The organism is Pseudomonas sp. GW456-E7 (genome assembly GCF_059424105.1).
On the sequence record NZ_JBWKZB010000025.1, the window covers coordinates 43,344 to 69,775 of the forward strand.

General features: G+C 60.5%; 25 protein-coding genes, 1 tRNA gene and 1 pseudogene. 19 read left to right on the forward strand and 8 right to left on the reverse strand.

The features are described 5' to 3' along the window. The first annotated feature begins 185 nt into the window (after nt 1–185). The 6 genes and pseudogenes from AC07YV_RS17145 to AC07YV_RS17170 all read left to right on the forward strand — a co-directional run bounded on the left by AC07YV_RS17145 (nt 186) and on the right by AC07YV_RS17170 (nt 4,835). On the forward strand, nt 186–1,145 hold the full coding sequence (locus tag AC07YV_RS17145) for a YbgA family protein (protein ID WP_102701530.1): 960 nt from the start codon (nt 186–188) through the stop codon (nt 1,143–1,145). Then, nucleotides 1,145–2,086: a MerR family transcriptional regulator gene (locus tag AC07YV_RS17150; protein WP_102701529.1), complete on the forward strand. Its 942-nt coding sequence runs from the start codon at nt 1,145–1,147 to the stop codon at nt 2,084–2,086. Before AC07YV_RS17145 ends, AC07YV_RS17150 begins: the two co-directional genes overlap by 1 nt. Nucleotides 2,087–2,107: 21 nt before the next feature. Next, complete coding sequence (phrB, locus tag AC07YV_RS17155) at nt 2,108–3,550, forward strand: deoxyribodipyrimidine photo-lyase (RefSeq protein WP_102701528.1); 1,443 nt, start codon at nt 2,108–2,110, stop codon at nt 3,548–3,550. A 5-nt stretch (nt 3,551–3,555) separates the two neighbouring features. Then, nucleotides 3,556–3,651, forward strand: a pseudogene (locus AC07YV_RS17160) (transcriptional regulator); the annotation flags it as partial. Further along, entirely contained in the window at nt 3,648–4,430 is a 783-nt protein-coding gene (locus AC07YV_RS17165) for an SDR family NAD(P)-dependent oxidoreductase (RefSeq protein WP_102701526.1), read from the forward strand. The pseudogene AC07YV_RS17160 and the gene AC07YV_RS17165, both read left to right, overlap by 4 nt. A 99-nt stretch (nt 4,431–4,529) precedes the next feature. After that, the gene (locus AC07YV_RS17170; RefSeq protein ID WP_015096814.1) at nt 4,530–4,835 is read left to right on the forward strand and encodes a YkgJ family cysteine cluster protein; all 306 of its coding nucleotides are present in this window, start codon (nt 4,530–4,532) and stop codon (nt 4,833–4,835) included. Nucleotides 4,836–4,966: 131 nt separating this feature from the next. On the opposite strand, the gene AC07YV_RS17175 is transcribed toward AC07YV_RS17170, so the two are convergent. The 6 genes from AC07YV_RS17175 to hemA form a co-directional block, all read right to left on the reverse strand. Continuing rightward, on the reverse strand, nt 4,967–5,485 hold the full coding sequence (locus tag AC07YV_RS17175; RefSeq protein WP_102701525.1) for an acyloxyacyl hydrolase: 519 nt from the start codon (nt 5,483–5,485) through the stop codon (nt 4,967–4,969). A 124-nt stretch (nt 5,486–5,609) separates the two neighbouring features. Then, nucleotides 5,610–6,401: a glutamate racemase gene (murI, locus tag AC07YV_RS17180; RefSeq protein ID WP_102701524.1), complete on the reverse strand. Its 792-nt coding sequence runs from the start codon at nt 6,399–6,401 to the stop codon at nt 5,610–5,612. Beyond that, a complete protein-coding gene (locus AC07YV_RS17185) occupies nt 6,394–7,149 on the reverse strand; it encodes a molybdopterin-synthase adenylyltransferase MoeB (RefSeq protein ID WP_102701523.1) in 756 nt (251 codons plus the stop codon). The genes murI and AC07YV_RS17185 overlap by 8 nt, the downstream gene beginning before the upstream one ends. Next, entirely contained in the window at nt 7,143–7,973 is an 831-nt protein-coding gene (gene prmC, locus AC07YV_RS17190; protein ID WP_007973878.1) for a peptide chain release factor N(5)-glutamine methyltransferase, read from the reverse strand. Before prmC ends, AC07YV_RS17185 begins: the two co-directional genes overlap by 7 nt. Then, nucleotides 7,974–9,056 (reverse strand): peptide chain release factor 1, encoded by a 1,083-nt coding sequence (gene prfA, locus AC07YV_RS17195; RefSeq protein ID WP_007973879.1) that lies wholly within the window; start codon nt 9,054–9,056, stop codon nt 7,974–7,976. It lies immediately after the preceding gene. After that, complete coding sequence (hemA, locus tag AC07YV_RS17200) at nt 9,053–10,342, reverse strand: glutamyl-tRNA reductase (RefSeq protein ID WP_102701522.1); 1,290 nt, start codon at nt 10,340–10,342, stop codon at nt 9,053–9,055. Before hemA ends, prfA begins: the two co-directional genes overlap by 4 nt. 309 nt (nt 10,343–10,651) lie before the next feature. On the opposite strand from hemA, the gene AC07YV_RS17205 reads away from it, so the two are divergent. The 8 genes from AC07YV_RS17205 to ychF all read left to right on the forward strand — a co-directional run bounded on the left by AC07YV_RS17205 (nt 10,652) and on the right by ychF (nt 17,569). Continuing rightward, a complete protein-coding gene (locus AC07YV_RS17205) occupies nt 10,652–12,376 on the forward strand; it encodes a tetratricopeptide repeat protein (protein WP_102701521.1) in 1,725 nt (574 codons plus the stop codon). A 4-nt stretch (nt 12,377–12,380) separates the two neighbouring features. After that, a complete protein-coding gene (lolB, locus tag AC07YV_RS17210) occupies nt 12,381–12,998 on the forward strand; it encodes a lipoprotein insertase outer membrane protein LolB (protein WP_008046036.1) in 618 nt (205 codons plus the stop codon). Between the two features lies 1 nt (nt 12,999). Further along, on the forward strand, nt 13,000–13,851 hold the full coding sequence (gene ispE / locus AC07YV_RS17215) for a 4-(cytidine 5'-diphospho)-2-C-methyl-D-erythritol kinase (RefSeq protein ID WP_102673422.1): 852 nt from the start codon (nt 13,000–13,002) through the stop codon (nt 13,849–13,851). Between the two features lie 36 nt (nt 13,852–13,887). After that, a tRNA-Gln gene (locus AC07YV_RS17220) sits at nt 13,888–13,962 on the forward strand. Between the two features lie 46 nt (nt 13,963–14,008). Further along, nucleotides 14,009–14,950: a ribose-phosphate pyrophosphokinase gene (locus AC07YV_RS17225; protein ID WP_003171603.1), complete on the forward strand. Its 942-nt coding sequence runs from the start codon at nt 14,009–14,011 to the stop codon at nt 14,948–14,950. Nucleotides 14,951–15,092: 142 nt separating this feature from the next. After that, nucleotides 15,093–15,692, forward strand: a complete 600-nt coding sequence (locus AC07YV_RS17230; RefSeq protein WP_007973891.1) for a 50S ribosomal protein L25/general stress protein Ctc — start codon at nt 15,093–15,095, stop codon at nt 15,690–15,692. Between the two features lie 169 nt (nt 15,693–15,861). Next, on the forward strand, nt 15,862–16,446 hold the full coding sequence (gene pth / locus AC07YV_RS17235; protein ID WP_007973893.1) for an aminoacyl-tRNA hydrolase: 585 nt from the start codon (nt 15,862–15,864) through the stop codon (nt 16,444–16,446). A 22-nt stretch (nt 16,447–16,468) separates the two neighbouring features. Further along, nucleotides 16,469–17,569 carry a redox-regulated ATPase YchF gene (ychF, locus tag AC07YV_RS17240; RefSeq protein ID WP_102701520.1) on the forward strand — a complete coding sequence of 367 codons (1,101 nt, stop codon included), beginning with the start codon at nt 16,469–16,471 and terminating at the stop codon, nt 17,567–17,569. Nucleotides 17,570–17,740: 171 nt separating this feature from the next. Here ychF and AC07YV_RS17245 read toward each other — a convergent pair whose 3' ends face one another. After that, nucleotides 17,741–18,958, reverse strand: coding sequence for an MFS transporter (locus AC07YV_RS17245; protein ID WP_102701519.1), 1,218 nt, complete (start codon nt 18,956–18,958; stop codon nt 17,741–17,743). Nucleotides 18,959–19,814: 856 nt separating this feature from the next. Here AC07YV_RS17245 and AC07YV_RS17250 point away from each other — a divergent pair. Further along, on the forward strand, nt 19,815–21,350 hold the full coding sequence (locus tag AC07YV_RS17250) for a methyl-accepting chemotaxis protein (RefSeq protein ID WP_371317822.1): 1,536 nt from the start codon (nt 19,815–19,817) through the stop codon (nt 21,348–21,350). 15 nt (nt 21,351–21,365) lie between these two features. Here AC07YV_RS17250 and AC07YV_RS17255 read toward each other — a convergent pair whose 3' ends face one another. Then, entirely contained in the window at nt 21,366–22,271 is a 906-nt protein-coding gene (locus AC07YV_RS17255; protein WP_102701517.1) for a LysR substrate-binding domain-containing protein, read from the reverse strand. 224 nt (nt 22,272–22,495) lie between these two features. Between AC07YV_RS17255 and AC07YV_RS17260 the strand changes: the two genes are divergently transcribed. The 4 genes from AC07YV_RS17260 to AC07YV_RS17275 are packed head-to-tail and all read left to right on the forward strand — an operon-like array spanning nt 22,496 to nt 26,430. Then, nucleotides 22,496–23,614: an ABC transporter ATP-binding protein gene (locus tag AC07YV_RS17260; RefSeq protein ID WP_102701516.1), complete on the forward strand. Its 1,119-nt coding sequence runs from the start codon at nt 22,496–22,498 to the stop codon at nt 23,612–23,614. Between the two features lie 15 nt (nt 23,615–23,629). Continuing rightward, nucleotides 23,630–24,550 carry an ABC transporter permease gene (locus AC07YV_RS17265; protein ID WP_102701515.1) on the forward strand — a complete coding sequence of 307 codons (921 nt, stop codon included), beginning with the start codon at nt 23,630–23,632 and terminating at the stop codon, nt 24,548–24,550. Next, nucleotides 24,550–25,356: an ABC transporter permease gene (locus AC07YV_RS17270; protein WP_007981818.1), complete on the forward strand. Its 807-nt coding sequence runs from the start codon at nt 24,550–24,552 to the stop codon at nt 25,354–25,356. Before AC07YV_RS17265 ends, AC07YV_RS17270 begins: the two co-directional genes overlap by 1 nt. A gap of 27 nt (nt 25,357–25,383) precedes the next feature. After that, nucleotides 25,384–26,430 (forward strand): ABC transporter substrate-binding protein, encoded by a 1,047-nt coding sequence (locus tag AC07YV_RS17275; RefSeq protein WP_102701514.1) that lies wholly within the window; start codon nt 25,384–25,386, stop codon nt 26,428–26,430. Nucleotides 26,431–26,432 lie beyond the last annotated feature (2 nt).

Below are 26,432 nucleotides of genomic sequence, written 5' to 3' on the forward strand. Positions count from 1 at the left end.
CAAGTCAGGGGTTGGGGGCTGAGTGGCCCTCAACATCAAAAAATCGCAGCCTTCGGCAGCTCCTACAGGGGCATTACGCCGCAAAAACCTATACAGAAAATTTGACTTGTACAACTTCGAATCTATGATGAAGTTATCTTGTACAGACACAAATGTTTGTACAGGTTCAGATTCGAGGTGTTCCGATGTCCCAAGCCCCCGTCAAACCGAAAATAGCCATCAGCGCCTGCCTGATGGGGCTCGATGTGCGCTTCAACGGCGGGCACAAGGAATCGCGGCTGTGCAGCCGGACCCTCACTGATTATTTCGATTTCATCCCGGTCTGCCCGGAAGTGGCCATCGGCCTCGGCGTACCCCGCCAACCGATTCGGCTGGTGAGTGGTGCCGATCAACCCGAAGCCGTGGGAACCCTGGATCACAACCTGAACGTGACACAACCGCTGGCCACCTACGGCCGGGACATGGCAGCGCAGTTGGGGGATATTTGCGGTTATATCTTCATGCAAAATTCCCCGTCCTGCGGCCTGGAGCGGGTCAAGGTCTACCACGCCAACGGCACACGAGCGGACAGTGGCGGTCGCGGGATCTACGCCCGGGCCTTCTGCCTGCTGCACCCGGACTTGCCGGTGGAGGAAGACGGCCGGCTCAACGATCCGGTGCTTCGGGAAAACTTCCTCACCCGCGTATTCGCCTACAGTGCCTGGCAGCAGCTACGCCAGGAAGGCCTGACCCGGCGCGGCCTCACGGACTTTCACTCACGCTACAAATACCTGCTGATGGCTCACAACCCGGTGCAGTACAAAACCCTGGGCCACCTGCTGGGCAGCATGGGCAAAAACGATCCGCAGGAACTGGGCCCCCGCTATTTCAGCGAATTGATGGCGGCGCTGAAAAAGTGCGCCACCCGCCGCACCCATAGCAACGTCCTGCAACACCTCAGTGGCTACCTGAAACAAACCATCAGCCACGAAGACAAGCAGGAAGTGCAACAGCTGATCAGCCAGTACCGCCAAGGCATCGTGCCGCTGGTGGTGCCGCTCACGCTGCTCAAGCATCACTTTCGCCAACACCCTGATCCGTACATCGCCCAGCAGGTCTATCTGCAACCGCACCCGGAAAACCTCAGCCTGCGAAACGCCATCTGATGAAAAAAACACTCGACACCAGCGCCCGCGAAGACCTTGGCGATGACTTTGAAAAGGCGCTGGACGAAGGCTGGCTGCCGATCCGTGAAGTGGCGCGCCTGACCGGCGTCAATGCCGTGACCCTGCGCGCCTGGGAGCGGCGCTACGGCCTGATCGTGCCGCAACGCACACCCAAGGGGCATCGGCTGTTCTCGGCCGACCATGTACAACGTATCCAGGCCATCCTCACCTGGCTCAACCGTGGCGTCGCCGTCAGCCAGGTCAAGGAGTTGCTCGATACGCCGCCAGTATTCAGCGAGTCCGTCGACAACGATTGGCACACATTGCTGCTAACGTTGCTGCAGGCGGTCAGCGGATTGCAGGAACGCGCCCTGGATGACAACGTCAATCAGGCGATGGCGCTGTATCCGCCGAGAACCCTGTGCGAGCAATTATTGATGCCATTGCTGGCCGCTCTGGAGCAACGCTGGCAGGGCCAATTCGGTGCGCAGATGGAGCGGGGCTTTTTTTGTGCCTGGCTACGCAGCAAATTCGGCGCGCGCATCTACCATAACAATCGTCAGTTGCGCACCGCGCCAATGCTGTTGATCAATCACTCGGACCTGCCCATGGAACCTCAGCTGTGGCTTACGGCCTGGCTGATCAGCAGCGCGGACTGCCCGGTGGAGGTCTTCGACGGGCCGCTGCCTGTCGGCGAACTGGCATTGGCGGTCGAACTGCTGCAACCCCGCGGGGTTTTGCTGTACTCCAGCAAGGCCATGAACCTGGCGCAACTGCCGAAACTTTTCAAAGGCGTCAGTTGCCCAAAAATGATTGCCGGACCAACGGTGTGCATCCACCACGCCGAGTTGTCCGCAAGTACCACAGAGATCACTGACTTGTACCTGGCCGAAGATCCATTGTCGGCACATCAGGCACTCGTTCAGTGCGGGCTGATTTAAATGAATCGCATGGATCCCCCTATGCAATTGATCTGGCTGCGCAGCGACTTGCGTCTACATGACAACACCGCCCTCTCGGCCGCCGCGGCTCATGGCCCCTGCGTGGCGGTGTACCTGCTGAGTCCGGAGCAATGGCTGGAACATGACGATGCGCCCTGCAAAGTGGACTTCTGGCTGCGTAACCTGCGCGAGTTGAGCCGTGAACTGGCTCAACTGAACATTCCCCTGCTGGTCCGCCAGGCCCCCCGCTGGGATGACGCGCCCAGCGTATTGCTGAACCTGTGCCGACAGTGGCAGGTCAACGCCCTGCACCTCAACGATGAGTACGGCATTCACGAATCCCGTCGCGATGCAGCGGTCGCCCGGACGCTAGAGGCCGAAGGCATCGAAGTTCACCGTTACCTCGATCAATTGCTGTTCAAACCGGGAAGCGTGCTGACCCGGACCGGCACTTACTTTCAGGTCTTCAGCCAGTTCCGCAAAGTCTGCTACGAACGACTGCACCACTCACTGCCCAATCTGGTCCGTGCGCCGCACAAACAAGCGCCGCTGAACATTGCCAGCGATGCGGTCCCCTTGAGCGTCGAGGGTTACGCAACGCCCGGTGATCCTCTGCGCAGCCTGTGGCCGGCCGGCGAAACCGAAGCCCGCCGTCGCCTCGACAACTTTAGCGAAGCGCAGATCGACTACTACCAGAGCGAACGCGACTTCCCGGCAAAACCCGGTACCAGTCAGCTCTCGGCCTATCTTGCCGCTGGGGTGATTTCTCCACGCCAATGCCTGCACGCCGCGTTGAACAGCAATCAGGGTGAGTTCGAAAGCGGCAGCACAGGCGCCGTCACCTGGATCAACGAACTGCTGTGGCGCGAATTCTACAAACACATCCTGGTGGGCTACCCGCGAGTGTCCCGACACCGCGCGTTTCGCCCGGAAACCGAAGCGCTGGCCTGGCGCAACGCTCCCGATGAACTGGCCGCCTGGCAACAGGCGCGCACCGGTTTGCCGATCATCGACGCCGCCATGCGCCAACTGTTGACCACCGGCTGGATGCACAACCGCCTGCGCATGGTGGTGGCGATGTTCCTGACCAAGAACCTGCTGATCGACTGGCGCGAAGGCGAACGCTTTTTCATGCGTCACCTGATCGATGGCGACCTGGCGGCGAACAATGGTGGCTGGCAATGGAGCTCTTCCACCGGCACCGACTCGGCGCCTTACTTCCGGATTTTCAACCCGCTGAGTCAATCGGAAAAATTCGATCCCGAAGGTGTATTCATCAAGCGATGGCTGCCGGAGTTGGCAGGGCTGAATAAAAAAGATGTGCACAACCCCGCCAATCTCGGCGGACTGTTTGGTGGGGTGGATTACCCCTCACCGATCGTCGACTTGAACACATCCCGGACGCGTGCGTTGACGGCGTTCAAAAACCTGCCGTCACGACAATACGCCGCCGTTGGATCATGAATGACCGCCACCGGGATTATCTCGATGCCGGGGCTCTGCTTTATAAATGTTTACCCGTATTGGACCGGGCAATGGCCTGGCTGAAAAGGAGATTGGGATGAGTCGTACGCTCTCACGACGATACTGGCTGACCGGCGCCAGCAGCGGCATCGGTGCCGCCCTGGCTGAAGAAATCCTGAAAACCGGTGCGCACCTGGCCGTCAGTTCGCGCTCGGTGGCGCAGTTGAAAGTCTTGTCGCAACGCTATCCGGGGCAAGTGCTGGTTGTGGCCGGTGACCTGACCAACAGCCAGACCGTGCGCGAGATCGGCGAGCAGATTGCCGAGGACTGGGGTTCGCTGGACACCGTGATACTCAATGCCGGCACCAGCGAGTACGTGGATGCCAAGCAGTTCGATGCGTCGATTGTCGAGCACGTGTTGCGTACCAACCTGTTGGCCAGTAGCTATTGCATCGACGCCGCCCTGCCACTGCTGCGTGCCGGCACCGCACCCCATATGGTTGCCATGGCCAGTACGGTAACTTACCTGCCGCTGCCCGAGGCAGTAGCGTATGGCACCTCAAGGTCCGGGCTGCGTTACCTGTTCGAATCCCTGCGCATCGACCTGGCCCCTGAAGGCATAGAACTCACGGTGATCAGCCCCGGGTCTGTCGAAACGCCGCTGAAGGCGAAAAACGACTTTCCCATGCCCTTGAGCTGGCCGGTGGAGAAAGCTGCGCGGCACATCTTCGAAAAGCTCAAGGACCGACCGCTGGAAATCGCTTTCCCGGCTGCGTTCATGGCTGCCCTCTGGCCGCTCTCCAAACGGCCGGACCAATTGAAACTGGAGATCGGCAAGCGCATGGTGCGCAGCCAGCCACCGATCAAGGACCAACCCTGAAGATCGCCATCATCGGCAGCGGTATCCCGGACGCTCCGATACCTGGGCGTCCGTCAGACCTTTCACACAGCACCGGGTGACTGCCTTACACTGCGCGGCATGAAAACCATCCCCCATACGCAAATCGCGGAACCCGCAGTCACGTGCTCGACCTGCGCAGCCTGCTGCTGCCAGCTCGAAGTCATGTTGATCACCGACACGGGTGTGCCTGAACGGTTCATCGATACCGATGACTGGGGTGGGGAAGTCATGCTGCGTCTGGACGACGGCTGGTGTGCTGCACTGGATCGCAACACGATGATGTGCACCATCTACGAAAAACGTCCGCTGATCTGCCGGGAGTTCGAGATGGGCGCACCGGAGTGCATCGACGAACGCCTGGGGATTTCGACGGCGTATCGCTGAATTCAATTTCACCCTGAAACAAATGTGGGAGCGGGCTTGCTCGCGAAAGCGGTGGATCAGTCGACACTTTAATCGACTGACCTGACGCTTTCGCGAGCAAGCCCGCTCCCACATTTAGTACGGCGTTGCGTCTACAACGGCATCGTGTAATGCAATGCGTAACTTTCTACACCATCGTTCGGAGTAGCGATCCCTGCATTGGAATAGTGCGTTGCACGAACCCCGACTTCATGTCCGCCGGCAAAGCGCAAACCGAATCCAAAGCGGTCTTCAAACTGGAAGGCGCTGCCCAGATCGTTGCTTTCGACTTCGGTGCTGGCAAACGCCGCCACGCCAACCCCGAACTCGATGTAGGGTTTGACGTTCTGGCCGGAAAATTCATAAACGAGCACAGGCGAGAACGACAGGCTGTGGTTACTGGATTTCTCGTCACCTTCCCAATAGGTGTACGCGCCGTCCCAGTAACCGGTCAGACGCCCCACATCGCTCTGCCACCAACTCTGGTCCCAATCGAATTGCATGCCCAGTCGATACGTCATGGTCGAATCGCTGGTCTGACCTACCGCGAACTCCACACCTGCCGCCTGCGCTGTAAAGGTGTGCCCCATTAATGCGGCCGCAATCGCGGCCAAGCAGAATAGTCGCTTCACTAGAAACTTCCTTTTCCGAACGATTTCGTATGATTTTTTTGTTGCCTGGCCCAGCAAAACTATAGAAGTCAGCGATTTATCAGAAGTTCACCCCGATTTCTTCGTACTCCCCCCAGACAGCCTTCTACCGGTTGAAGCTTCGCACAACGCCAGAGGTATTCCACAGTATCGGCAAGATATTTCTGAAATGAAGCGGATCGGCGCTGGTCCAGAACTGCGCCTCACGGGCAGGCCCGGTGGCGAGCAGTTCGCGTTCGGCCAAAAGCCGCTGGAGTTGCCGCGCGACGGCGGCACCGGTATCGATCAGGCTGATGTCCGCGGGGATCATCTGCCGGAGCATCGGCTTGAGAAAGGGGTAATGGGTGCAGCCGAGAATCAGGGTGTCCGCGCCAGCCGCCAGCAGTGGCTCGACATACCCGGCCAACAGCTGACGCAGCTCGGCGCTCTGCAGATCGCCGTTTTCAATCAGCTCCACCAGCCCGGGACAGGGCTGGGTGATCACTTTCACGTCCGTGGCGAAGCGGTCGAGCAACGCGGCGAACTTGGCGCTCTGCAAGGTGCCGGTGGTGGCCAGCACCCCGACCACGCCGGAGCGGGTTGCGGCGGCGGCCGGCTTGACGGCCGGCTCCATGCCGACGATGGGCCATTCGGGATAGTCGCGACGCAAGTCGGCGACGCCGGCCACCGTTGCCGTGTTGCAGGCCAGCACCAGGGCTTTGGCGCCCTGCTGCTGAAAGAAATCGGCCATCACGCTGCAACGCTGCTGGATAAATGCCGGGGTTTTCTCGCCATAGGGCACATTGCCGCAATCGGCGACGTACATCAGCGTCTCGTTGGGCAGCAAGCGCTGGATCTCGGCCAGCACCGAGAGCCCACCGACACCGGAGTCGAACACGCCAATCGGCGCTTCACGCATGTTTCGACCCACAGACGCTACAGCCCGGATCACGCTTGACCCGCAATTCGCGAAAACGCGTGCCCAAGGCATCGATCAGCAACAGGCGCCCCACCAGTGGCTCGCCGAATCCGGCCAGCAACTTCAGCGCTTCAAGCGCTTGCAGGCTGCCGACCAGTCCCACCAGTGGACCGACCACGCCGGCCTCGCTGCAGGTCAGTTCGGCTTCGCTGCCGTGCCCGTACAAACAGTGGTAGCACGGACTCTCTGGCCGACGCGGATCGAACACCGACAGTTGGCCTTCGAGGCGAATCGCCGCACCGCTGACCAGCGGCTTGCCGGCGGCCACGCACGCGGCATTGACCGCTTCACGGGTGGAAAAATTGTCCGAGCAATCGAGGACCAGATCCACCCCGGCCACCACGGCGGCCAGGGAGTCTTCGTCCAGCGCCGCGCGATGGGCAATCAACCGGATCTCGGGATTGATCGCCGTCAGGCGCTTGATCGCTGAATCGACCTTGCCCATGCCGATGCTGTCGGTGTCATGAATGATCTGGCGTTGCAGGTTGGTCAGGTCGACCGTGTCGAAGTCCGCCAGGTGCATCTCGCCAATGCCGGCGGCCGCCAGATACAGCGCCACTGGCGCGCCAAGGCCGCCGAGTCCGACGATCAATACGCGGCTGTCCTTGAGCCGCAACTGGCCGTCGATATCGATGTGTTGCAGCAGAATCTGCCGACTGTAACGCAGCAACTCCTGATCATTCAGCACGGCAGGCGCCCCAGACTGATGCGTTGATGACCGCCCAGGTCGGTGCGGCTGTGGACTTCTTCAAAACCGCGGGTCAGCAGCAGGTCGCGGACCGCCTCGGCCTGATCGTAACCGTGTTCGAGCATCAGCCAGCCGCCAGCGTCGAGATGATCCGGCGCCTGGGCGACGATCAGACGCAAATCGTCGAGCCCGTCGACACCGGCCACCAGGGCACTGGCCGGCTCAAAGCGCACATCGCCCTCGACCAGATGCGGATCGGCCGCTGCAATGTAGGGCGGATTGCTGATGATCAGTTGAAAACGCTGACCTTCCAGGGCACTGAACCAATGGCTGCTCAGCACCTTGGCGTTATTCAGGTGCAGACGCTGGCGATTGCGCTCGGCCAGGGCGACGGCTTCCAGCACGCGATCCACGGCCGTGACGCTCCAGGCCGGACGCTCGCTGGCCAACGCCAGGGCAATCGCGCCGCTGCCGGTACCGAGGTCGAGCACCTTGGCCGGTGTGGCCGGCAACAATTCCAGCGCAGCCTCCACCAGCAGTTCGGTGTCCGGGCGCGGGATCAGCGTGTGCGGTGCCACTTCCAGGTCCAGCTTCCAGAAACCTTGCTGGCCGAGGATATAGGCCACCGGCTCACCGCTGCGGCGGCGCTGCAAATACTCGGCGAACGTCAGCGCCGCTTCGCTCGGCACGATACGTTCCGGCCAGGTGTGCAGGAAACTGCGGGACTTGCCCAACGCCGCCGCCAGCAGCAATTCGGCATCCAGACGCGCCGTCGGCGAGTCGGGCAGATCGGCGGCACGCAACAAACTGGCGATGATCGTCATTTACTCACCTATCGCCGCCAGTTGATCGGCCTGGTACTCGGCCAGCAACGGCTCGATCACCGCCTCGACGCCGCCGGCGAGGATCTCGTCGAGGGAATACAAGGTCAGGTTGACCCGGTGGTCGGTGACCCGGCCCTGGGCAAAATTGTAGGTGCGGATGCGCTCTGAGCGATCACCGGAACCCACCAGCAACTTGCGTTCGCTGGCGATGGCGTTGGCCGCGGCGGAGGTCTGCTGATCGTTCAGCTTGGCCGACAACCAGGACATCGCCCGGGCGCGGTTCTTGTGCTGCGAACGTTCTTCCTGGCACTCGACCACGATGCCGGACGGCAAGTGCGTAATGCGGATCGCCGAATCGGTCTTGTTGACGTGCTGGCCACCGGCGCCGGAGGAGCGATAGGTATCGATGCGCAGGTCGGCCGGGTTGATCTCGATGGCTTCCTGTTCGTCCGGCTCGGGCAATACCGCCACGGTGCAGGCCGACGTGTGGATGCGGCCTTGGGATTCGGTCGCCGGAACCCGCTGCACGCGGTGCGCACCGGATTCGAACTTGAGCTTGCCGTAGACGTTGTCACCCTCGACCCGGGCAATCACCTCTTTATAGCCGCCGTGTTCACCCTCGTTCTCCGAGAGGATCTCCACCCGCCAGCCACGACGCTCGGCGTAACGCGAATACATGCGGAACAGATCGCCGGAGAAAATCGCCGCCTCGTCGCCGCCGGTGCCGGCACGGATTTCGAGGAACACGTTGCGCCCGTCGTTCGGGTCCTTGGGCAGCAGCATGCGCTGCAGGTCGGCTTCGAGCGTGACCAGGCGTTCCTTGGCCTCGCGGACTTCTTCCACGGCCATTTCACGCATGTCCGGGTCGCTGTCCTTGAGCAGAGCCTGGGCGCCCTCGAGGTCATCCTGCACTTTCAGCAGTTCTTTATAGGTGCCCACGATCGGTTCAACTTCCGCGTACTCCTTGGAATAGGTACGGAATTTGTTCTGATCGGAAATGACCTCGCCGTCGCCCAGCAGGGCGGTCAATTCCTCGAAACGGTCCTGGAGAATATCCAGCTTATTGAGCAGTGACGCTTTCATTGCGGTTTTTTATCCGAAAAGCTATCCGATGAGCCCTCACCGAGGGCAAAGAGTTCCTGGGCCATCGCCAGCGCATCCAGGCGACCTTCGGCAGAGAGCTTTTTCAACTGCACGCTCGGTGCGTGCAAGAGTTTGTTGGTCAGCCCGCGAGCCAGTTGCACCAGCACTTCTTCGGCGCTGCTGCCGTTGGCCAGCAGGCGCTGGGCCTTTTGCAATTCTTCGTCGCGCAGGCGTTCGCTCTGTTGACGATAGGCCTTGAGCACGTCCACCGCCGCCAATTCACGCAGACGGACCATGAAGTCTTCGGCGCCGACCGAGACCATCTCTTCGGCGGCCTGGGCAGCGCCCTGGCGGCTCTTGAGGTTCTCGGCGACCACTTCGTGAAGATCGTCGACGCTATAGAGGTAAACGTCGTCCAACTCGCCGACTTCGGGTTCGATATCGCGGGGAACGGCGATATCCACCATGAAAATGGGTTTGTGCTTGCGCAGTTTCAAGGCACTTTCCACTGCGCCCTTGCCCAGGATCGGCAACTGGCTGGCGGTGGAACTGATGACGATATCGCTGCGCACCAGCTCTGCCGGAATATCCGACAGTAACACCGCATGGGCGCCGAACTGCTCGGCCAGGATGCTCGCGCGCTCCAGGGTACGGTTGGCGACCACGATGCGCTTTACCCCAAGATCATGCAGATGGCGGGCGACCAGGGTGATGGTCTCGCCGGCGCCGATCAACAACGCCTGGCTGCGTTGCAGGTCACTGAAAATCTGCTTGGCCAGGCTCACCGCGGCAAATGCCACCGACACCGGGTTCTCGCCGATGGCCGTGTCGGTGCGCACCTGCTTGGCCGCGTTGAACGTGGCCTGGAACAGCCGACCGAGCAACGGCCCGATGGTGCCCGCCTCGCGAGCCACGGCATAGGCCGACTTCATCTGGCCGAGAATCTGCGGCTCGCCCAACACCAGCGAGTCGAGCCCGGAGGCCACACGCATCATGTGACGAACTGCCGCATCATCTTCATGCACATAGGCGCTTTCGCGCAGCTCGTCGTAGCTCAAATGATGATATTCGGCCAGCCAGCGCAGCACGACGTCCGCCGACAGGTGATCCTGTTCTATATAGAGTTCACTGCGATTGCAGGTGGAGAGGATCGCAGCTTCGCGGCTGTCGGTGAGTCGGCAGAGCTGCTGCAAGGCCTCAACCAGCTGCTCAGGGGTAAAAGCCACGCGCTCGCGGACGTCTACTGAAGCAGTCTTGTGGTTAATACCGAGTGCAAGGAAGGCCATTCAAAGTCGCTGATGGTGACGTGAAGCCGGCAATTGTCCTACTTCGACGGAGTCAGAACAACTACTCGATATCTATCGCGCCGATGGGACGCCCCGGCTTGCGAGCCATTCTCGTTCCCGACCTGTAGGAGCTGCCGCAGGCTGCGATCTTTTGACTTTGTTTTTCAAGATCAAAAGATCGCAGCCTGCGGCAGCGCCTACAGGGGCATCGCGCAAGTACGGGGATTGGGTAAATTGGCGGGCCGGTTATGTTTGGCCTAAAGCTTGTGTCATGATGATCCGACCGCAGGTTAGTCGTCCTCTTCCTATATGAATAGATCTTCCGCGTTGCTCCTCGCTTTTGTCTTCCTCAGCGGCTGCCAGGCCTTGGCACCCGTTTCGTCGGACGGTACGCCGCCGGTTGAAGACAGCACCCCGGCCCCTGAAAAGCCGAAGGTCTACAGCTCCTTCAGCGAGGAAACCGTCTTCAGCCTGTTGAGCGCCGAACTGGCTGGCCAGCGCAATCGTTTCGACATTGCCTTGGACAACTATGTGACCCAGGCCATCAACACCCAGGATCCGGGCATCTCGGAGCGGGCATTTCGTATCGCCGAATACCTGGGCGCCGACCAGGCTGCCCTGGACACCGCGCTGATCTGGGCGAAAAACGCCCCCGACGACCTCGAAGCGCAACGCGCCGCTGCCGTGCAACTGGCCCGCGCCGGGCGTTATGACGACTCCATGGTCTATATGGAGAAAGTCCTGCAAGGCAAGGGCGACACTCATTTCGACTTCCTGGCGCTGTCGGCGGCCGACACCGACCAGGACACACGCAACGGCCTGATGAAAAGCTTCGACCGCCTGCTGCAGCGCCATCCGAACAACAGCCAGCTGATTTTCGGCAAGGCCCTGCTGATGCAACAGGATGGCGACACCAAAGGCGCACTGAAACTGCTGGAAGACAATCCGCCGGACGACGGCGAAATTGCCCCGATTCTGCTGCGCGCACGCCTGCTGCAAACCCTCGATCGCGGTGACGAGGCCTTGCCGCTGCTGCAGAAAAGCATCAAGAAATACCCGGACGACAAGCGCCTGCGCCTGACTTATGCGCGGATGCTGGTTGAACAGGACCGCATGGACGACGCCAAGGCCGAGTTCTCGAGCCTGGTCCAGCAATACCCGGAAGACGACGATCTGCGATATTCCCTGGCACTGGTCTGCCTGGAAGCCAAGGCCTGGAATGAGGCCAAGGGTTATCTTGAAGACCTGATCGCCCGGGACAGCCACGTCGACTCGGCGCACCTGAACCTCGGCCGCATAGCCGAAGAACAAAACGACCCGCAAGGCGCATTGATCGAGTACGCCAAGGTGGGCCCGAGCAACGATTTCCTGCCGGCGCAATTGCGTCAGGCCGACATCCTGATAGACAACGGCAGGACCGCCGAAGCGCAAAGAAAGCTGGCGGCAGAGCGCGACGAGCAGCCGGATTACGCGATCCAGCTGTACCTCATCGAAGCCGAAACCCTGTCCGCCAACAATCAGGGCGACAAGGCCTGGAGCGTTCTGCATCAAGCCCTGGAGCAATACCCGGACGATTTGAACCTGCTCTACACCCGTGCCATGCAGGCGGAAAAACGCAATGACCTGGCGCAGATGGAAAAAGACCTGCGCACGATCATCAAGCGCGACCCGGACAATGCCATGGCGTTGAACGCCCTCGGCTACACCTTGTCCGACCGCACCACACGCTACGCCGAAGCCAAGGCCCTGATCGAGCAGGCACACCAGATCAGTCCGGAAGATCCGGCGGTACTCGACAGCCTTGGCTGGGTGAATTATCGCCTGGGCAATCTCGACGAAGCCGAGCGTCTGCTGCGCCAGGCCCTGGAACGCTTCCCCGACCAGGAAGTCGCCGCTCACCTGGGCGAAGTCCTGTGGGCCAACGGCAAACAGCGCGAAGCCCGACAAGTCTGGGGCAAATTCCTCAAGGAACAGCCTGACAGCCCGACCCTGCGTGGCACCATCAAACGCCTGACCGGATCAGAGACTCTTTAAGATTATGTTTTTGCGCCACTTCATCGTTTTCAGCTTTATCGCCCTGCTCGCCGGTTGCGCAGGCCTTGGTCCCCGCGAATCGGTCGAGGGACATGGCAACGCCGCCCAATGGCGCGAGCACAAACAGCAACTGACCGGCCTCGATGGCTGGCAGATCGACGGCAAGATCGGCATCCGTGCGCCGAAAGACTCGGGCAGCGGCACGCTGTTCTGGTTGCAGCGCCAGGATTACTACGACATTCGCCTGTCCGGACCACTGGGCCGCGGTGCGGCTCGCCTGACCGGACGTCCGGGCAAGGTGTCGCTGGAAGTCGCCAACCAGGGACGCTACGACGCGCCGAACCCGGAAGTGCTGCTCGAAGAGCAGCTGGGCTGGAAGCTGCCGGTGTCCAATCTGGCCTGGTGGGTACGCGGGCTCCCGGCTCCGGACAGCAAAAGTCGCCTGACCCTGGATACCGACAGTCGCCTGGCCAACCTCGAACAGGATGGCTGGCAGGTCGAATACACCGACTACACCCAGCAAAACGGCTACTGGCTGCCCGAGCGCATCAAGCTGCATGGCACCGACCTTGACGTCACCCTGGTGATCAAGGCCTGGCAACCACGCAAACTGGGGTCATGACATGCCAGCCAATCGCCTGACTTTGCCGTCCCCGGCCAAACTCAATTTGATGCTGCACATTCTCGGTCGCCGCGAAGACGGCTACCACGAACTGCAAACGATGTTTCAGTTTCTCGATTACGGCGACGAAATCACCTACGCCCTGCGCGATGACGGTGTCATTCAACTGCACACCGAATTCGCCGGCGTACCCCACGACAGCAACCTGATCGTCAAGGCCGCGAAAAAACTCCAGGAGCAATCCGGTTGTTCGCTGGGTGTCGATATCTGGATCGAAAAGATCCTGCCCATGGGCGGCGGCATTGGCGGCGGCAGTTCGAATGCCGCAACGACGTTGCTCGGCCTCAATCACCTGTGGCAATTGGGCTGGGATGAAGATCGCCTGGCTGGCCTGGGATTGACGCTGGGCGCCGACGTCCCGGTTTTCGTTCGTGGTCATGCGGCTTTCGCCGAGGGCGTGGGGGAGAAACTGACCCCTGTCGACCCCGAAGAACCGTGGTATCTGGTGCTGGTGCCGCAAGTCTCTGTAAGTACGGCAGAAATTTTTTCAGATCCGTTGTTGACACGTAACACTCCTCCCATTAAAGTGCGCCCCGTTCCCAAGGGAAACAGTCGAAATGACTGCTTGCCGGTGGTAACAAGGCGTTATCCAGAGGTACGTAACGCTTTGAATTTGTTAGGTAAATTTACCGAAGCAAAACTCACCGGAACTGGAAGTTGTGTGTTTGGGGGCTTCCCAAGCAAAGCTGAAGCTGATAAAGTCTCGGCCCTTCTGACAGAGACCCTTACAGGTTTTGTAGCAAAAGGAAGCAACGTTTCGATGTTGCATCGCAAGCTTCAAAGTCTGCTCTAAAGGAACCGATTACCGGGTAATCGTTGCAACAGATACAGGGGCGTCGCCAAGCGGTAAGGCAGCAGGTTTTGATCCTGCCATGCGTTGGTTCGAATCCAGCCGCCCCTGCCATTTTCCTATACTCATCCAGGTTACCCTCAGCCTTCAGGTACTGCGCGTGTCCAAGATGATGGTCTTTACGGGGAACGCTAACCCCGATCTGGCTCGGCGTGTCGTACGTCAGCTGCATATCCCTCTCGGTGACATCTCTGTCGGTAAATTCTCCGACGGCGAAATTACAGCCGAGATCAATGAAAACGTCCGCGGTAAAGACGTCTTCATTATTCAGCCGACTTGCGCTCCGACCAACGATAACCTGATGGAACTGGTAGTGATGGCTGACGCCTTCCGCCGCTCCTCGGCTACTCGTATCACTGCTGTTATTCCTTACTTTGGTTATGCCCGTCAGGATCGCCGTCCGCGTTCCGCACGTGTGGCTATCAGCGCGAAAGTCGTGGCTGACATGCTTACCGTAGTCGGCATCGACCGTGTTCTCACGGTTGATCTGCATGCTGACCAAATCCAGGGTTTCTTCGATATTCCGGTAGATAACATCTACGGCTCCCCGGTTCTGGTGGATGACATCGAAGATCAGCGCTTCGAAAACCTGATGATCGTGTCCCCGGACATTGGCGGCGTCGTGCGTGCACGTGCCGTTGCCAAATCCCTGGGCGTGGATCTCGGGATCATCGACAAACGCCGTGAGAAAGCCAATCACTCTGAAGTGATGCATATCATCGGTGATGTCGAAGGGCGTACCTGTATTCTGGTCGATGACATGGTCGATACCGCCGGCACCCTGTGCCACGCGGCCAAGGCCCTGAAAGAGCATGGCGCTGCCAAGGTTTTCGCCTACTGCACGCACCCTGTGCTGTCGGGTCGGGCGATCGAAAACATTGAAAATTCCGTGCTGGACGAGCTGGTGGTGACCAACACCATCCCGCTGTCCGCTGCAGCACAAGCCTGTGCGCGTATCCGCCAACTGGATATCGCACCGGTAGTTGCCGAGGCGGTCCGCCGCATCAGCAATGAAGAATCGATCAGCGCGATGTTCCGCTAAGGGCCCTGCCCTTCTCGAAATGTCTCGTTGACGAAAAGCGCCCCGCCCCGGCATTCCTGTCGGGGCGGGGCTTTTTTGCCCATATCGCCTTTAGCGCTGGTCGCAAACGCTGGGGCGAGTGTGGTTATTTTGGAGATACAACATGAACGATTTTACTCTGAATGCTGAAGTGCGTTCCGACCTGGGGAAAGGTGCGAGCCGCCGCCTGCGTCGTCTCGCAAGCCTGGTTCCAGCTGTAGTTTACGGTGGCGACAAAGCCCCTGAATCCATCAGCATGCTGGCCAAAGAAGTTGCCAAACTGCTCGAAAACGAAGCGGCTTACAGCCACATCATCGAGCTGAACGTTGGTGGCACCAAGCAGAACGTCGTGATCAAAGCCCTGCAGCGTCACCCGGCCAAAGGCCACGTGATGCACGCTGACTTCGTACGCGTAGTCGCTGGCCAGAAACTGACCGCCATCGTTCCAGTGCACTTCATCAACGAAGAAGCACCGACCAAGAAAGGCGGCGAAATCTCGCACGTTGTTGCCGAGATCGAAGTTTCCTGCCTGCCGAAAGATCTGCCTGAGTTCATCGAAGTCGACCTGGCTAACGCTGAAATCGGTTCGATCATTCACCTGTCGGACCTCAAGGCGCCTAAAGGCGTTGAGTTCGTGGCCCTGGCACACGGCGATGACAAGGCTGTTGCCAACGTCCACGCTCCACGTGTTGCTCCAGAAGCTGCAGAAGGCGCTGCAGAGTAATTTTACTCTGTACGCCGGAGTGACCGGAAACATCGCGGACTAGAGCATAGCGAGAAAGCGGGCGAGAACGCGGAGTTTACATCATGGTAAATGAGCAATTTTCGTCCACTTTCGCCGCTCTCCCTGATTGCGGCGATGTTATCCACCACTCCAATGAAGGGCCCCTATCGTGACTGCCATCAAACTGATCGTTGGCCTGGGAAATCCAGGCGCTGAATACGAACAGACCCGGCATAACGCAGGGGCCCTTTTTGTTGAGCGCATCGCGAACGCACAAGGTGTAAATCTTGTGGCGGACCGCAAATATTTCGGCCTGACCGGGCGCTATTCGCATCAGGGTCAGGATGTTCGTCTGCTGATTCCTACCACTTACATGAACCGCAGCGGCCAGGCCGTGGCGGCACTCGCCGGTTTCTTCCGCATCAAGCCTGAAGAAATCCTCGTGGCGCATGACGAACTCGACCTGCCACCGGGCGTCGCCAAACTCAAAGTGGGCGGCGGCCACGGCGGTCACAACGGGTTGCGCGACATCATTGCGCAACTGGGCAATCAGAATACCTTTCACCGCTTGCGGCTTGGCATTGGCCACCCGGGCGTTGCCAGTATGGTTTCAAATTTCGTCCTGGGTCGTGCGCCACGCGCCGAACAGGAAAAACTCGATGCCAGCATCGACTTTGCCCTCGGCGTGCTGCCGGATATCCTCGCCGGGGAATGGAACCGCGCGATGAAAAACCTGCACAGCCAGAAGGCCTGACTCACTCCTCGGGGAAAACACCATGGGATTCAATTGCGGCATCGTCGGTCTGCCTAACGTCGGCAAGTCCACCCTGTTCAACGCCCTGACCAAATCCGGGATCGCGGCCGAGAACTTCCCCTTCTGCACCATCGAACCGAACAGCGGTATCGTGCCGATGCCGGATCCGCGTCTGGAAGCCCTGGCGGCCATCGTCAATCCAAAGCGCATCCTGCCGACCACCATGGAGTTCGTCGACATCGCGGGCCTGGTTGCCGGCGCGTCGAAAGGTGAAGGCCTGGGCAACAAGTTTTTGGCCAACATCCGTGAAACCGATGCCATCGCCCACGTGGTCCGCTGCTTCGAAGACGAGAACGTGATTCACGTCTCCAACAGCGTCGACCCGAAACGCGACATCGAAATCATCGACCTGGAACTGATCTTCGCCGACCTCGACAGCTGCGAGAAGCAACTGCAGAAAGTCGCGCGCAACGCCAAGGGCGGTGACAAGGACGCAGTAGTCCAGAAAGGCCTGCTGGAGCAACTGATCGCCCACTTCACCGAAGGCAAGCCGGCGCGCAGCCTGATGAAGAACATGGGTGCCGACGAAAAAGCGGTGATCAAGGGCTTCCACCTGCTGACCACCAAGCCGGTCATGTACATCGCCAACGTCGCTGAAGACGGTTTCGACAACAACCCGCACCTGGACGTGGTCCGCGCCATCGCCGAAGAAGAAGGCGCCGTGGTTGTACCGGTGTGCAACAAGATCGAAGCGGAAATCGCCGAGCTCGATGACGGCGAAGAGAAAGACATGTTCCTCGAAGCCCTGGGCCTCGAAGAGCCTGGCCTGAACCGTGTGATCCGCGCCGGCTACGAAATGCTGCACCTGCAGACCTACTTCACCGCCGGTGTCGAAGAAGTCCGCGCCTGGACCGTACGCGTCGGTGCCACCGCACCACAAGCTGCTGGCGTGATCCACACCGACTTCGAAAAAGGCTTCATCCGCGCCGAAGTGATCGCCTACAACGACTTCATCCAGTACAAGGGCGAAGCCGGTACCAAGGAAGCCGGTAAATGGCGTCTGGAAGGCAAGGATTACATCGTCAAGGACGGCGACGTGATGCACTTCCGCTTCAACGTGTAAGCCACACGCCCAAGAAAAAGCCGCGTTTGATACGCGGCTTTTTTTGTGCCTTGTTTTTGCTTTTCTGTGGGAGCGAGCTTGCTCGCGATAGCGGTGTGTCAGCCAACAAAGATACTGACTGACACTCCGTCATCGCGAGCAAGCTCGCTCCCACAGGGGATTTGTGCTGGATCAGGACTTTTTCGTACGAGGCAGGAAGATCGCCAACACCCCGAACAGCGGCAGGAACGAACACAGGTAATACACGTATTCGATACCGTGAATATCCGCCAGGTGCCCCAGCAACGCCGCGCCAATCCCGCCGAAACCGAACATCAAACCGAAGAACACCCCGGCGATCATCCCGACATTGCCCGGCACCAGTTCCTGGGCGTACACCACGATGGCCGAGAACGCCGAGGCGAGGATGAAGCCGATGATGACACTCAGGATGCTGGTCCAGAACAGGTCGACATGGGGCAGCAACAAGGTGAACGGTGCAACCCCGAGGATCGAGAACCAGATCACTGCCTTACGCCCGATCCTGTCGCCGATCGGCCCGCCAAAGAACGTCCCCGCCGCTACCGCACCAAGGAACAGGAACAGGTGCAACTGCGAACTGGCGACCGACAGGTCGAATTTCTCGATCAGGTAGAAGGTGAAATAGCTGGTGAGGCTGGCCATGTAGAAATACTTGGAGAACACCAGCAGCCCGAGCACCACCAGCGCGCTGGTCACTCGGCCCTTGGACAGGCCGTGAGTCGCTGCCTGACCTTGCTTGAGCTTGAACAGGTTCAAGTGGTTGGCGTACCAGCGGCTGATCCGGTACAGCACGAACAACGCAAACACCGCGAACAGGCCGAACCAGGCCACGTGCCCCTGGCCGTAGGGAATGATGATCGCTGCCGCCAGTAACGGACCGAACGCCGAGCCTGCGTTACCGCCGACCTGGAAGGTCGATTGCGCCAGCCCGAAGCGCCCGCCCGAAGCCAGTCGCGCCACGCGGGACGCTTCGGGGTGGAAGGTCGAAGAACCGATGCCAATCAAGCCCGCCGCCAGCAAAATCAGCGGGAAGCTGCCGACCACCGACATCATCAGAATACCGACCAGGGTGCACACCGTACCCGCCGGCAGCAGCCACGGCTTGGGGTGGCGGTCGGTGTAGTAACCCACCCACGGCTGCAACAGCGAGGCCGTCAACTGGAACGTCAGGGTGATCAGGCCGACCTGGGTGAAGCTCAGGCCATAGCTGGCCTTGAGCATCGGGTAGATCGACGGCAGCACCGACTGGATCAGGTCGTTGATCAAATGCGCCAGCGCCACCGCACCGATGATGCGCATCACCAGGGGGCTGCTTTGGGGCGTAGCGGACGCCGGCACTGAGCCGGTCTGGGCGTTGCTGATAGCCATGGGAATTTCCAGACAACAGGAGGTACAAACGGGGCAGATGCGCCAATGTGCCATTTTTCAGTGCAGCAACGCCATCCCCTTAGCCTGCTAACGACCTCGATTTTCATCGCCACAACATTGATGGCGCAACGCCATGGTCTGAATCTTGCCTTCTTTGTCGGCTTGAACGCGGCTTCCTTACAAAGGAGGCCGACAATGGGAAGTTTCGCCACAGAGTCAGCCTACAGAGCGGACAAGGGTGAACTTTCGAGGCCTTTTTAGAGGGCACGAGTCGGCGGTGCAACAACCTCCGACGCACGCCAATGGTGCGTGGTGTCCATAGGAGTCTTGGGGCATGCAGGCTTTTTTATCACCGGGGATCGGATTGCTGGGGCGTTTTGGCTTTGCGCGCAAATTCCAGCTGTTGTTTCTGCTGTTTATCCTGCCGCTGGCCGGCAGCCTGTGGATGATCGGCCAGGACTATCGCGACAAACTCAGCCTGATCTCCGGCGAACGTGCCGGGGTGCGGCAACTGCTGGCCCTTGATGCACTGGATGACCTGCTCGCCGCCCAGCGTGATCGCGCCGCCCGCTGGCGCGCCACGGAAACCAATCGCCAGCCGACACCGGCCACACTCGCCGCGATGGCCGCCTTCGATGCGGTCCAACCCGCCGTCAGCCAGGCCACTGCCGAACTGGGCAATGCCCTGCAAAAAGAAGCTGCCGAGAGTGAAACACTGAGCCGTTATCAGGCCCTGCAAGCCGCCCTCGATGGCCTCGACTCGAAAAGCCTGAGCAGCGTCGGCTGGTGGCCGGATGGCTACGATCGCTTCACCAACGCCCTGAGCGCCCTGCAGGCCTTGCGCGAGCAGATCGCCATGGACAATCGCCTGACACTGGCACCGTGGCTGGAGACCTATCTGCTGACGCAGATCTCCACCCAACACGCACCCGACCTGATCGAACGAGTCGGTCGCCTGGCGGCGGTGGGCCAGGCGTCGGTAGTGTCCGGGCAGTTCACCCTGCAAAGCCGCCTGCAACTGCGCGACCTGCGCAGCCGCATCGGCGATGCACGGGAGCAGCTGGTGAAAACCGCTGGCCTGCTCGAAGCGCGCTTGCCCAGCGCCCTGCAAACCTGGGCCGGGCAATACCACGACAGCCTCAAGCGCCTGGACTCAGGCCTGAAGGTGCTGGATGACGGCGTGTTCGGCGGCAGCATCAATCTCAAGCCGGAGGACTTCGAACGCAGTCTCGACGCCCTGCTCTCTGACCTTGCCTCGTTGCGCCAGCAGTCGCTGGTGTCGCTGGATCAACGCCTGGATTACTACCACGGCTCGGCGATCCGCCAGTTCATTGTGGTGGCCGCCGTGTTCGGCTGCCTGCTGTTGGCCGCGCTCTATCTGTTCATCTGCTTGCAGGCTTCGATCCGCCGCAGCGCCAGCGGCATCACGGTGCTGGCCGAGGCTCTGCGCGATGGCAATCTGAGCCTGCAAGTTCCGGTTCAAGGACGGGACGAACTGGCGGTCATCAGCACCGCGCTGAACGTCGCCGTGGTGCAACTGCGCACCAGCCTGCAGGGGGTGGATCACGAAACCCTGCAACTGAGCCACGCGGTGCAAAGCCTCAACCATCACTCCAGTGACGCCTTGGGCGAAGTCGAAGCCCAGCAATTGCAGATCAGCCAGATTGCCGCGGCGGCGACGCAACTGGCCGCCACCTCACAAGGGGTCGCCCACAGTTGCGAACAGGCGTCCGGCAGCGCCCAGCACACCCGGCGCATTGCCGCCGACAGCAGCCGCGACAGCCAGCGCACCACCGCGAGCATCCAGCAGCTCAATCAACGCCTGAACGAGACAGCGGCCGCCCTGGGCCGAGTCAGCGAGCAAGGACAGCAGATTCAACTGGTGGTCGACACCATTCGCGGCGTCGCCGAGCAGACCAACCTGCTGGCACTCAACGCCGCCATCGAGGCGGCGCGGGCGGGCGAACAAGGACGTGGCTTTGCGGTGGTGGCCGATGAAGTACGCAGCCTGTCGCAGCGCACCCAATCGTCGACCGCACAGATTGCCGGCACGGTCGACAGCCTGCGTCACACCGTGAACGAGGCCGTAAACCTGATGGAGGCCGCGTGCACTCAGGCAGAGAGCGATGCACAAGCGGTCACCGGACTTGGCGAACGCCTCGGGGAAATCGCCAGTGCAGTACAGAGTGTCACCGACACCCTGGCGCACATCGCCACGGCGGTGGAAGAGCAGGCCAGTACTGCCGACGAGGTCAGCGGTAATATCCAGCAGGTCGATCAGGCAGCGCTGCGTTTGCTCGAAGGTGCCCGCGCGGTGAACCAGGCAGCGGACACCCTGAGTCAGGGCAGCAAAGCGTTAAGCGACAACACCGGGCGCTTCCGCTTGAGTTGAGTCCGGCAGCCCTGCTCAGGCGCGGATCACCGCTTCCGGGAAGTCCTGCTCCAGTTCGGTCTTGAGCCAGTCGATAAACCACGCCACGTCCGCCGACAGCTCGGCGGACGGCGTAAGTACCCGATAGCTTTCCAGCTTCACTTGCGCGTCCACCACCCGCACCAACTTGCCGGTATTGAGTTCCTCGCGCACCAGCACTTCGTTGGCCAACGCAATGCCCTGCCCGCTCTCGGCCACCGACAGCGCGTGGTCGTTGTTGACGTAGAGCATGTCCGAATTGAGGTGGATGTCGAGTTCGTTGGCGGCGAACCACAGGTTCCACCACTCGCCGTCATCGACGTGGATCAGGTTGTGTTTCACCAGGTCCGCGGGGCTGCCGATGGGTTCGACGCTGGCCAGATATTCGGGGGAGCAGATCGGAAACACCCGAGGACAAATCAGGCTGGTGCGGGAGTGGGCATATTGGCCGTCCACCCCGTAGACAATGCCCAGGTCAGCGCTTTTGCCATCCACTTCGGTGAAGGTCGAATTGGGTTCGATGGCGAACTTCAAACCCGGGCGCAGGTGACGCATGGCCTCGATGCGCGGCATCAGCCAACGCTTGGCGAACCCCGGCACCACCATGATGCGCAGCCAGCGCTCGGCGTGTTTGGGCTGCGCCTCCTTGCCGGCTTCGATGATCAACTGCAAGGCGGCGGTGATCTTGCGGTGATACTTCTGCCCCGCCGCCGTCAGGTTGACCCCGCGAGAGGTGCGCTCGAACAGTTGGATGCCCAGCCAGTCTTCCAGCAACTTCACATGGCGGCCGATGGCCGGCTGGGTCACGTGCAGGGCTTTCGAGGCTTCGACATAGCTGCCCAAACGGGCCGCGGCATCAAAGGCACGCACCGCGTTGAGGGGTGGCAAACGCTGGTCAGGCATGGTTCTGAACGCCTTCTGCTGTTAAATTTTTTAACAGCCTCTATGTTAAAATTGAAGTTTCGCCCCCGCAACCCCTCGCTGATAATCCAGCCACAGCAGAACAAAAAAACAGCTGGTTACAACACTCGAACGCATCTCGATCCTGCCCAGAAAAATAATATCCATGGTCCGACGGCCCGGCTGACTACAGCACTCGCGGACGATGGGGGAATCGGAGGTAACGCATGAATGCCCTGCATTCGCTGCAAACGCTGGCGGTGTCCATCCGCTCAGTGCGTAAAGTCTACGGCGATCCAAAGAATGGCCCGGTGGCGCTCAAAAGCATCGACCTGGACATTCGCGACAACGAGTTCTTCACCCTTCTCGGCCCTTCGGGCTGCGGCAAAACCACGCTCCTGCGGATGATCGCCGGGTTCGAATTCCCTACCGAAGGCGAGATTCTGCTCTACGGCGAAAACATCGCCGACCGCCCGCCGTTCCAGCGCCCGGTCAACACGGTGTTCCAGCATTACGCGCTGTTCCCGCACATGACCATCGCCGAGAACCTGGCCTTCGGTCTTGAATCCCACCCGATGGGCAAGATCCTGAACAAAACGCAGATGGCCGAACGGGTGCGCGAGATGCTCGCCCTGGTGCAGATGGAGCGCTTTGCCAACCGCAAGCCGGCGCAACTGTCCGGCGGTCAGCAGCAGCGCGTCGCCCTCGCTCGTGCCTTGGCGCCGCATCCCAAAGTCTTGCTGCTCGACGAACCGCTCTCGGCCCTCGATCTCAAGCTGCGCCAGGCCATGCGCGAAGAGCTGAAAACCATTCAGGCGCGCACCGGCATCACCTTCATCTTCGTCACCCACGACCAGGAAGAAGCGCTGACCATGTCCGACCGCATCGCCGTGTTGTCCGAAGGCGAAGTGCAGCAGGTCGGTCGTCCGGAAGACATCTACGAACGCCCGCGCAATCGCTTTGTCGCCGACTTCATCGGTGAAACCAACTTCATTGAAGGCACGGTCACCCGCGTCGAAGACGGCCTGGCCTGGTTCGCCGGCCCGGCCGGCCACCCGCTGCCCGCACAGCCGTGCAGCGATGTGCGCGTGGGCGCCAACGTCGCACTGTCCGTGCGCCCCGAACGTTTGCATCTGGTGCCAGCCACCACTGAATACGCTCTGCCGTGTCGGATCGAAGCGCAGATCTACCTCGGCACCGACCTGCAATACCAGGTCAGCCTGAGCGACGGTTCGCGCCTCACCGTGCGCACCCCCAACTGCGTCGACCAGAGCAAACGCTTCGCCGTCGGCAGCCAGGCCGGTCTGTTGTTCGACCAGGGCAGCGCCAGCGTCCTGCACGATTGAGCACGAGGAGTTGCCATGCACGCATTACCGATTGCCAACACGCTGGAACGTCGGCGGGCCTTCCAGAGTTTTCTCGGTGTCAGCCCGGCGCTGATTGCCATCGGCCTGTTTCTGATCGTGCCGATCCTGATCGTCATCGGATACTCGCTGATGGAAGCCAACCCCTACGGCGGGGTGAACAAGGTCTTCAGCAGCGACGCCTACACCTCGCTGCTTTTCGAGCGACAACTGGATGACAGCCTGGCGTTTGCCGACTCCTATCTCATCATCGCCCTGCGTTCCATCGGCATCGCCGGGTTGACCACGCTCATCACCCTGTTGATCGGCTTTCCGGTCGCCGTGTGGCTGGCCATGCAGCCGGCGCATCGCCGCGGCCTGCTGATCTTCCTGATCACCGTGCCGTTCTGGGCCAACCTGTTGATCCGCACCTACGCCTGGATTCTGCTGCTGCGCAACACCGGGGTGATCAACAACAGCCTGATGGGCCTCGGGGTCATCGACCAGCCGTTGCAACTGCTCTACACCGACGGCGCGGTGCTGCTGGGGCTGGTCTACACCTATGCGCCCTTCGTCGTGCTGCCGATCTACGCCACGCTGGAGAAGATGGATACCCGCCTGCTCGAGGCCGCTCAGGACCTCTATGCAGGACGCGTGCGGACCTTGCGCAAAGTGGTGTTGCCGATCGCCAAACCGGGAATCATCGCCGGCGCCATCCTCACCTTCGTGCCTTGCCTGGGCGCGATGATCGCCCCGGAACTGCTCGGCGGCGGCACGCGGATGATGCTCGGCAACCTGATTTTCCGGCAGTTCAGCGATGCCCGTAACTGGCCATTCGGCGCTGCGCTGTCGCTGGTGTTGATGGCGGCGGTGATGTTGGTACTGACGGTCTATGCCCTGCGTGCCGAACGCCAGCGCATCGCCAAGGGAGGTGCGTAATGATCGGCCTGTTCAAGCGCAATACGCTGGGCGTGCAGGACTTCCCCGGCTTCGGCGGATTCAGTTTCCTGTTCTACCTGTACCTCTACGCGCCGATCGTCGTGCTGGTGGTGTTCTCGTTCAACGCCAACCAATCGGCCACGGTGTGGACCGGCTTCAGCCTCGACTGGTATCGCGCGGCCTTCGCCAACCAGGCCCTGCGCCAGGCGGCCGGCAACAGCCTGTTGATCGCGGTTTGCGCCAGCATGGTTGCCACGGCCATCGCTACCCTCGCCGCCCTGGGCACTTCGCGGGGTGCGAAATTCAAGGGCCTGCAACTGTCCATGGGCGCGATCATGCTGCCTCTGGTACTGCCGGAAATCGTGGTCGGCGTCGCCACCCTGGCGCTGTTCTCCACCATCGGCCTGTCCCTGGGCTACGGCAACCTGATCATCGCGCACACGGTGTTCTGTATTCCGTTTGCCTTTCTGCCGATCCGCGCCCGCCTGAACGACATGGACCTGTCCCTGGAACAGGCCTCGGCCGACCTCTACGCCGGCCCGTGGCGAACCTTTCGCAAGGTCACGTTGCCGCTGCTGATGCCGGGGATTTTCTCCGGGCTGATGCTGGCCTTCATCGTCTCACTGGATAACTTCGTGATCTCGATGATGGTCTCCCAGGCCGGCACCACCACCTTGCCGATCTTCATCTTCGGCCTGTTGCGCATGGGCGTGACACCCGACGTCAACGCCGTGTCGACCCTGATCCTGGGCGTCTCGGTGCTGTTCGTGACCCTTTCCTATCTGCTGGGCAAAAAGAAATCCTGAACCTTCTACGTACTGTGGGGAAATAGCATGAGCAAGTGGATTAAAAGCATCGGCACTTCGTTGTTCCTGACTTTGCCGCTGACCATGGCCGGCAGCGTTCAGGCCGCGGAAAAACTCAACGTGGTGAGCTGGAGCGGTTACTTTTCGCCGGAAATTCTCGCCAAATTCCAGAAGCAGACCGGCATTGAAGTCACCGTCGACTCCTACGACTCCAACGAAACCCTGCTGGCCAAATTGAAACAGGGCGGCGCCGGTTATGACGTGGCGATCCCTTCCCACCAGTTCATTCCGATCCTGATCAAGGAAAAACTGCTGGAGCGTTTCGATCCGGTCAACGAGCCTTACTACGCTGACGTCGTCGACAACCTGAAAAAGCCGACCTGGGACCCGGAAGGCGCCTATTCCGTACCGTTCATCTGGGGCACCACCAGCGTGGTGATCAATACCGAACGCTACAAAGGCCCTGCCGACAGCCTCAAGGTGCTTTACGAGCCACCGGCCGAGCTGCAAGGGCGAATCAACATGTTCGACTCGGTCAGTGACGTGGTGGACATGGCCAGCCTGTACCTGAACATTCCGCTGTGCAGTGAAGATCCGAAGCAGATGCAGCAGATCCTGACCCTGCTCAAGGCGCAGAAGCCCTTCGTCAAAACCTACAGTTCCAAGGCAGGTTCAATCCGCGAAAACCTGGCATCCGGTGAAATCGACATGTCGACCTTCTGGGGCGGTTCGTCGATGCGCGCCCGGGAAATGAAACCGAGCCTGAAATACCTGTACCCGAAAGAAGGCGTACTGGCCTGGGTCGACAACATGGTCATTCCGACCGGCAGCAAGAACCCGGCGAACGCCAAGGCGTTCATCGCGTTCCTCAGCCAGCCTGAAAACGCAGCGATGACCCAGAACTTCCTCAAGCACCAGAGCCCGATCAAGGGTGTGGAGCCGTTCCTCGACGCAGGCCTCAAGGACGCGCCGGAACTGCACATTCCCGAAGGCACCCAGGTGGTGTTCAGCAAGACCTGCGGCGAAGGCGCGATCCGCCTGGCCGACCGCCTCTGGACCAACCTGATGCGTTGATC

What these genes read in the sequence shown, in the direction of transcription:
- AC07YV_RS17145 (WP_102701530.1), top strand. Translation starts at nt 186, where the DNA reads ATGTCCCAAGCCCCCGTCAAACCGAAAATAGCCATCAGCGCCTGCCTG.
- AC07YV_RS17150 (WP_102701529.1), top strand. Translation starts at nt 1,145, where the DNA reads ATGAAAAAAACACTCGACACCAGCGCCCGCGAAGACCTTGGCGATGAC.
- phrB (WP_102701528.1), top strand. Translation starts at nt 2,108, where the DNA reads ATGCAATTGATCTGGCTGCGCAGCGACTTGCGTCTACATGACAACACC.
- AC07YV_RS17165 (WP_102701526.1), top strand. Translation starts at nt 3,648, where the DNA reads ATGAGTCGTACGCTCTCACGACGATACTGGCTGACCGGCGCCAGCAGC.
- AC07YV_RS17170 (WP_015096814.1), top strand. Translation starts at nt 4,530, where the DNA reads ATGAAAACCATCCCCCATACGCAAATCGCGGAACCCGCAGTCACGTGC.
- murI (WP_102701524.1), bottom strand. Translation starts at nt 6,401, where the DNA reads ATGCGTGAAGCGCCGATTGGCGTGTTCGACTCCGGTGTCGGTGGGCTC.
- prmC (WP_007973878.1), bottom strand. Translation starts at nt 7,973, where the DNA reads ATGACGATCATCGCCAGTTTGTTGCGTGCCGCCGATCTGCCCGACTCG.
- prfA (WP_007973879.1), bottom strand. Translation starts at nt 9,056, where the DNA reads ATGAAAGCGTCACTGCTCAATAAGCTGGATATTCTCCAGGACCGTTTC.
- hemA (WP_102701522.1), bottom strand. Translation starts at nt 10,342, where the DNA reads ATGGCCTTCCTTGCACTCGGTATTAACCACAAGACTGCTTCAGTAGAC.
- AC07YV_RS17205 (WP_102701521.1), top strand. Translation starts at nt 10,652, where the DNA reads ATGAATAGATCTTCCGCGTTGCTCCTCGCTTTTGTCTTCCTCAGCGGC.
- lolB (WP_008046036.1), top strand. Translation starts at nt 12,381, where the DNA reads ATGTTTTTGCGCCACTTCATCGTTTTCAGCTTTATCGCCCTGCTCGCC.
- ispE (WP_102673422.1), top strand. Translation starts at nt 13,000, where the DNA reads ATGCCAGCCAATCGCCTGACTTTGCCGTCCCCGGCCAAACTCAATTTG.
- AC07YV_RS17230 (WP_007973891.1), top strand. Translation starts at nt 15,093, where the DNA reads ATGAACGATTTTACTCTGAATGCTGAAGTGCGTTCCGACCTGGGGAAA.
- ychF (WP_102701520.1), top strand. Translation starts at nt 16,469, where the DNA reads ATGGGATTCAATTGCGGCATCGTCGGTCTGCCTAACGTCGGCAAGTCC.
- AC07YV_RS17245 (WP_102701519.1), bottom strand. Translation starts at nt 18,958, where the DNA reads ATGGCTATCAGCAACGCCCAGACCGGCTCAGTGCCGGCGTCCGCTACG.
- AC07YV_RS17250 (WP_371317822.1), top strand. Translation starts at nt 19,815, where the DNA reads ATGGACAATCGCCTGACACTGGCACCGTGGCTGGAGACCTATCTGCTG.
- AC07YV_RS17255 (WP_102701517.1), bottom strand. Translation starts at nt 22,271, where the DNA reads ATGCCTGACCAGCGTTTGCCACCCCTCAACGCGGTGCGTGCCTTTGAT.
- AC07YV_RS17260 (WP_102701516.1), top strand. Translation starts at nt 22,496, where the DNA reads ATGAATGCCCTGCATTCGCTGCAAACGCTGGCGGTGTCCATCCGCTCA.
- AC07YV_RS17265 (WP_102701515.1), top strand. Translation starts at nt 23,630, where the DNA reads ATGCACGCATTACCGATTGCCAACACGCTGGAACGTCGGCGGGCCTTC.
- AC07YV_RS17270 (WP_007981818.1), top strand. Translation starts at nt 24,550, where the DNA reads ATGATCGGCCTGTTCAAGCGCAATACGCTGGGCGTGCAGGACTTCCCC.
- AC07YV_RS17275 (WP_102701514.1), top strand. Translation starts at nt 25,384, where the DNA reads ATGAGCAAGTGGATTAAAAGCATCGGCACTTCGTTGTTCCTGACTTTG.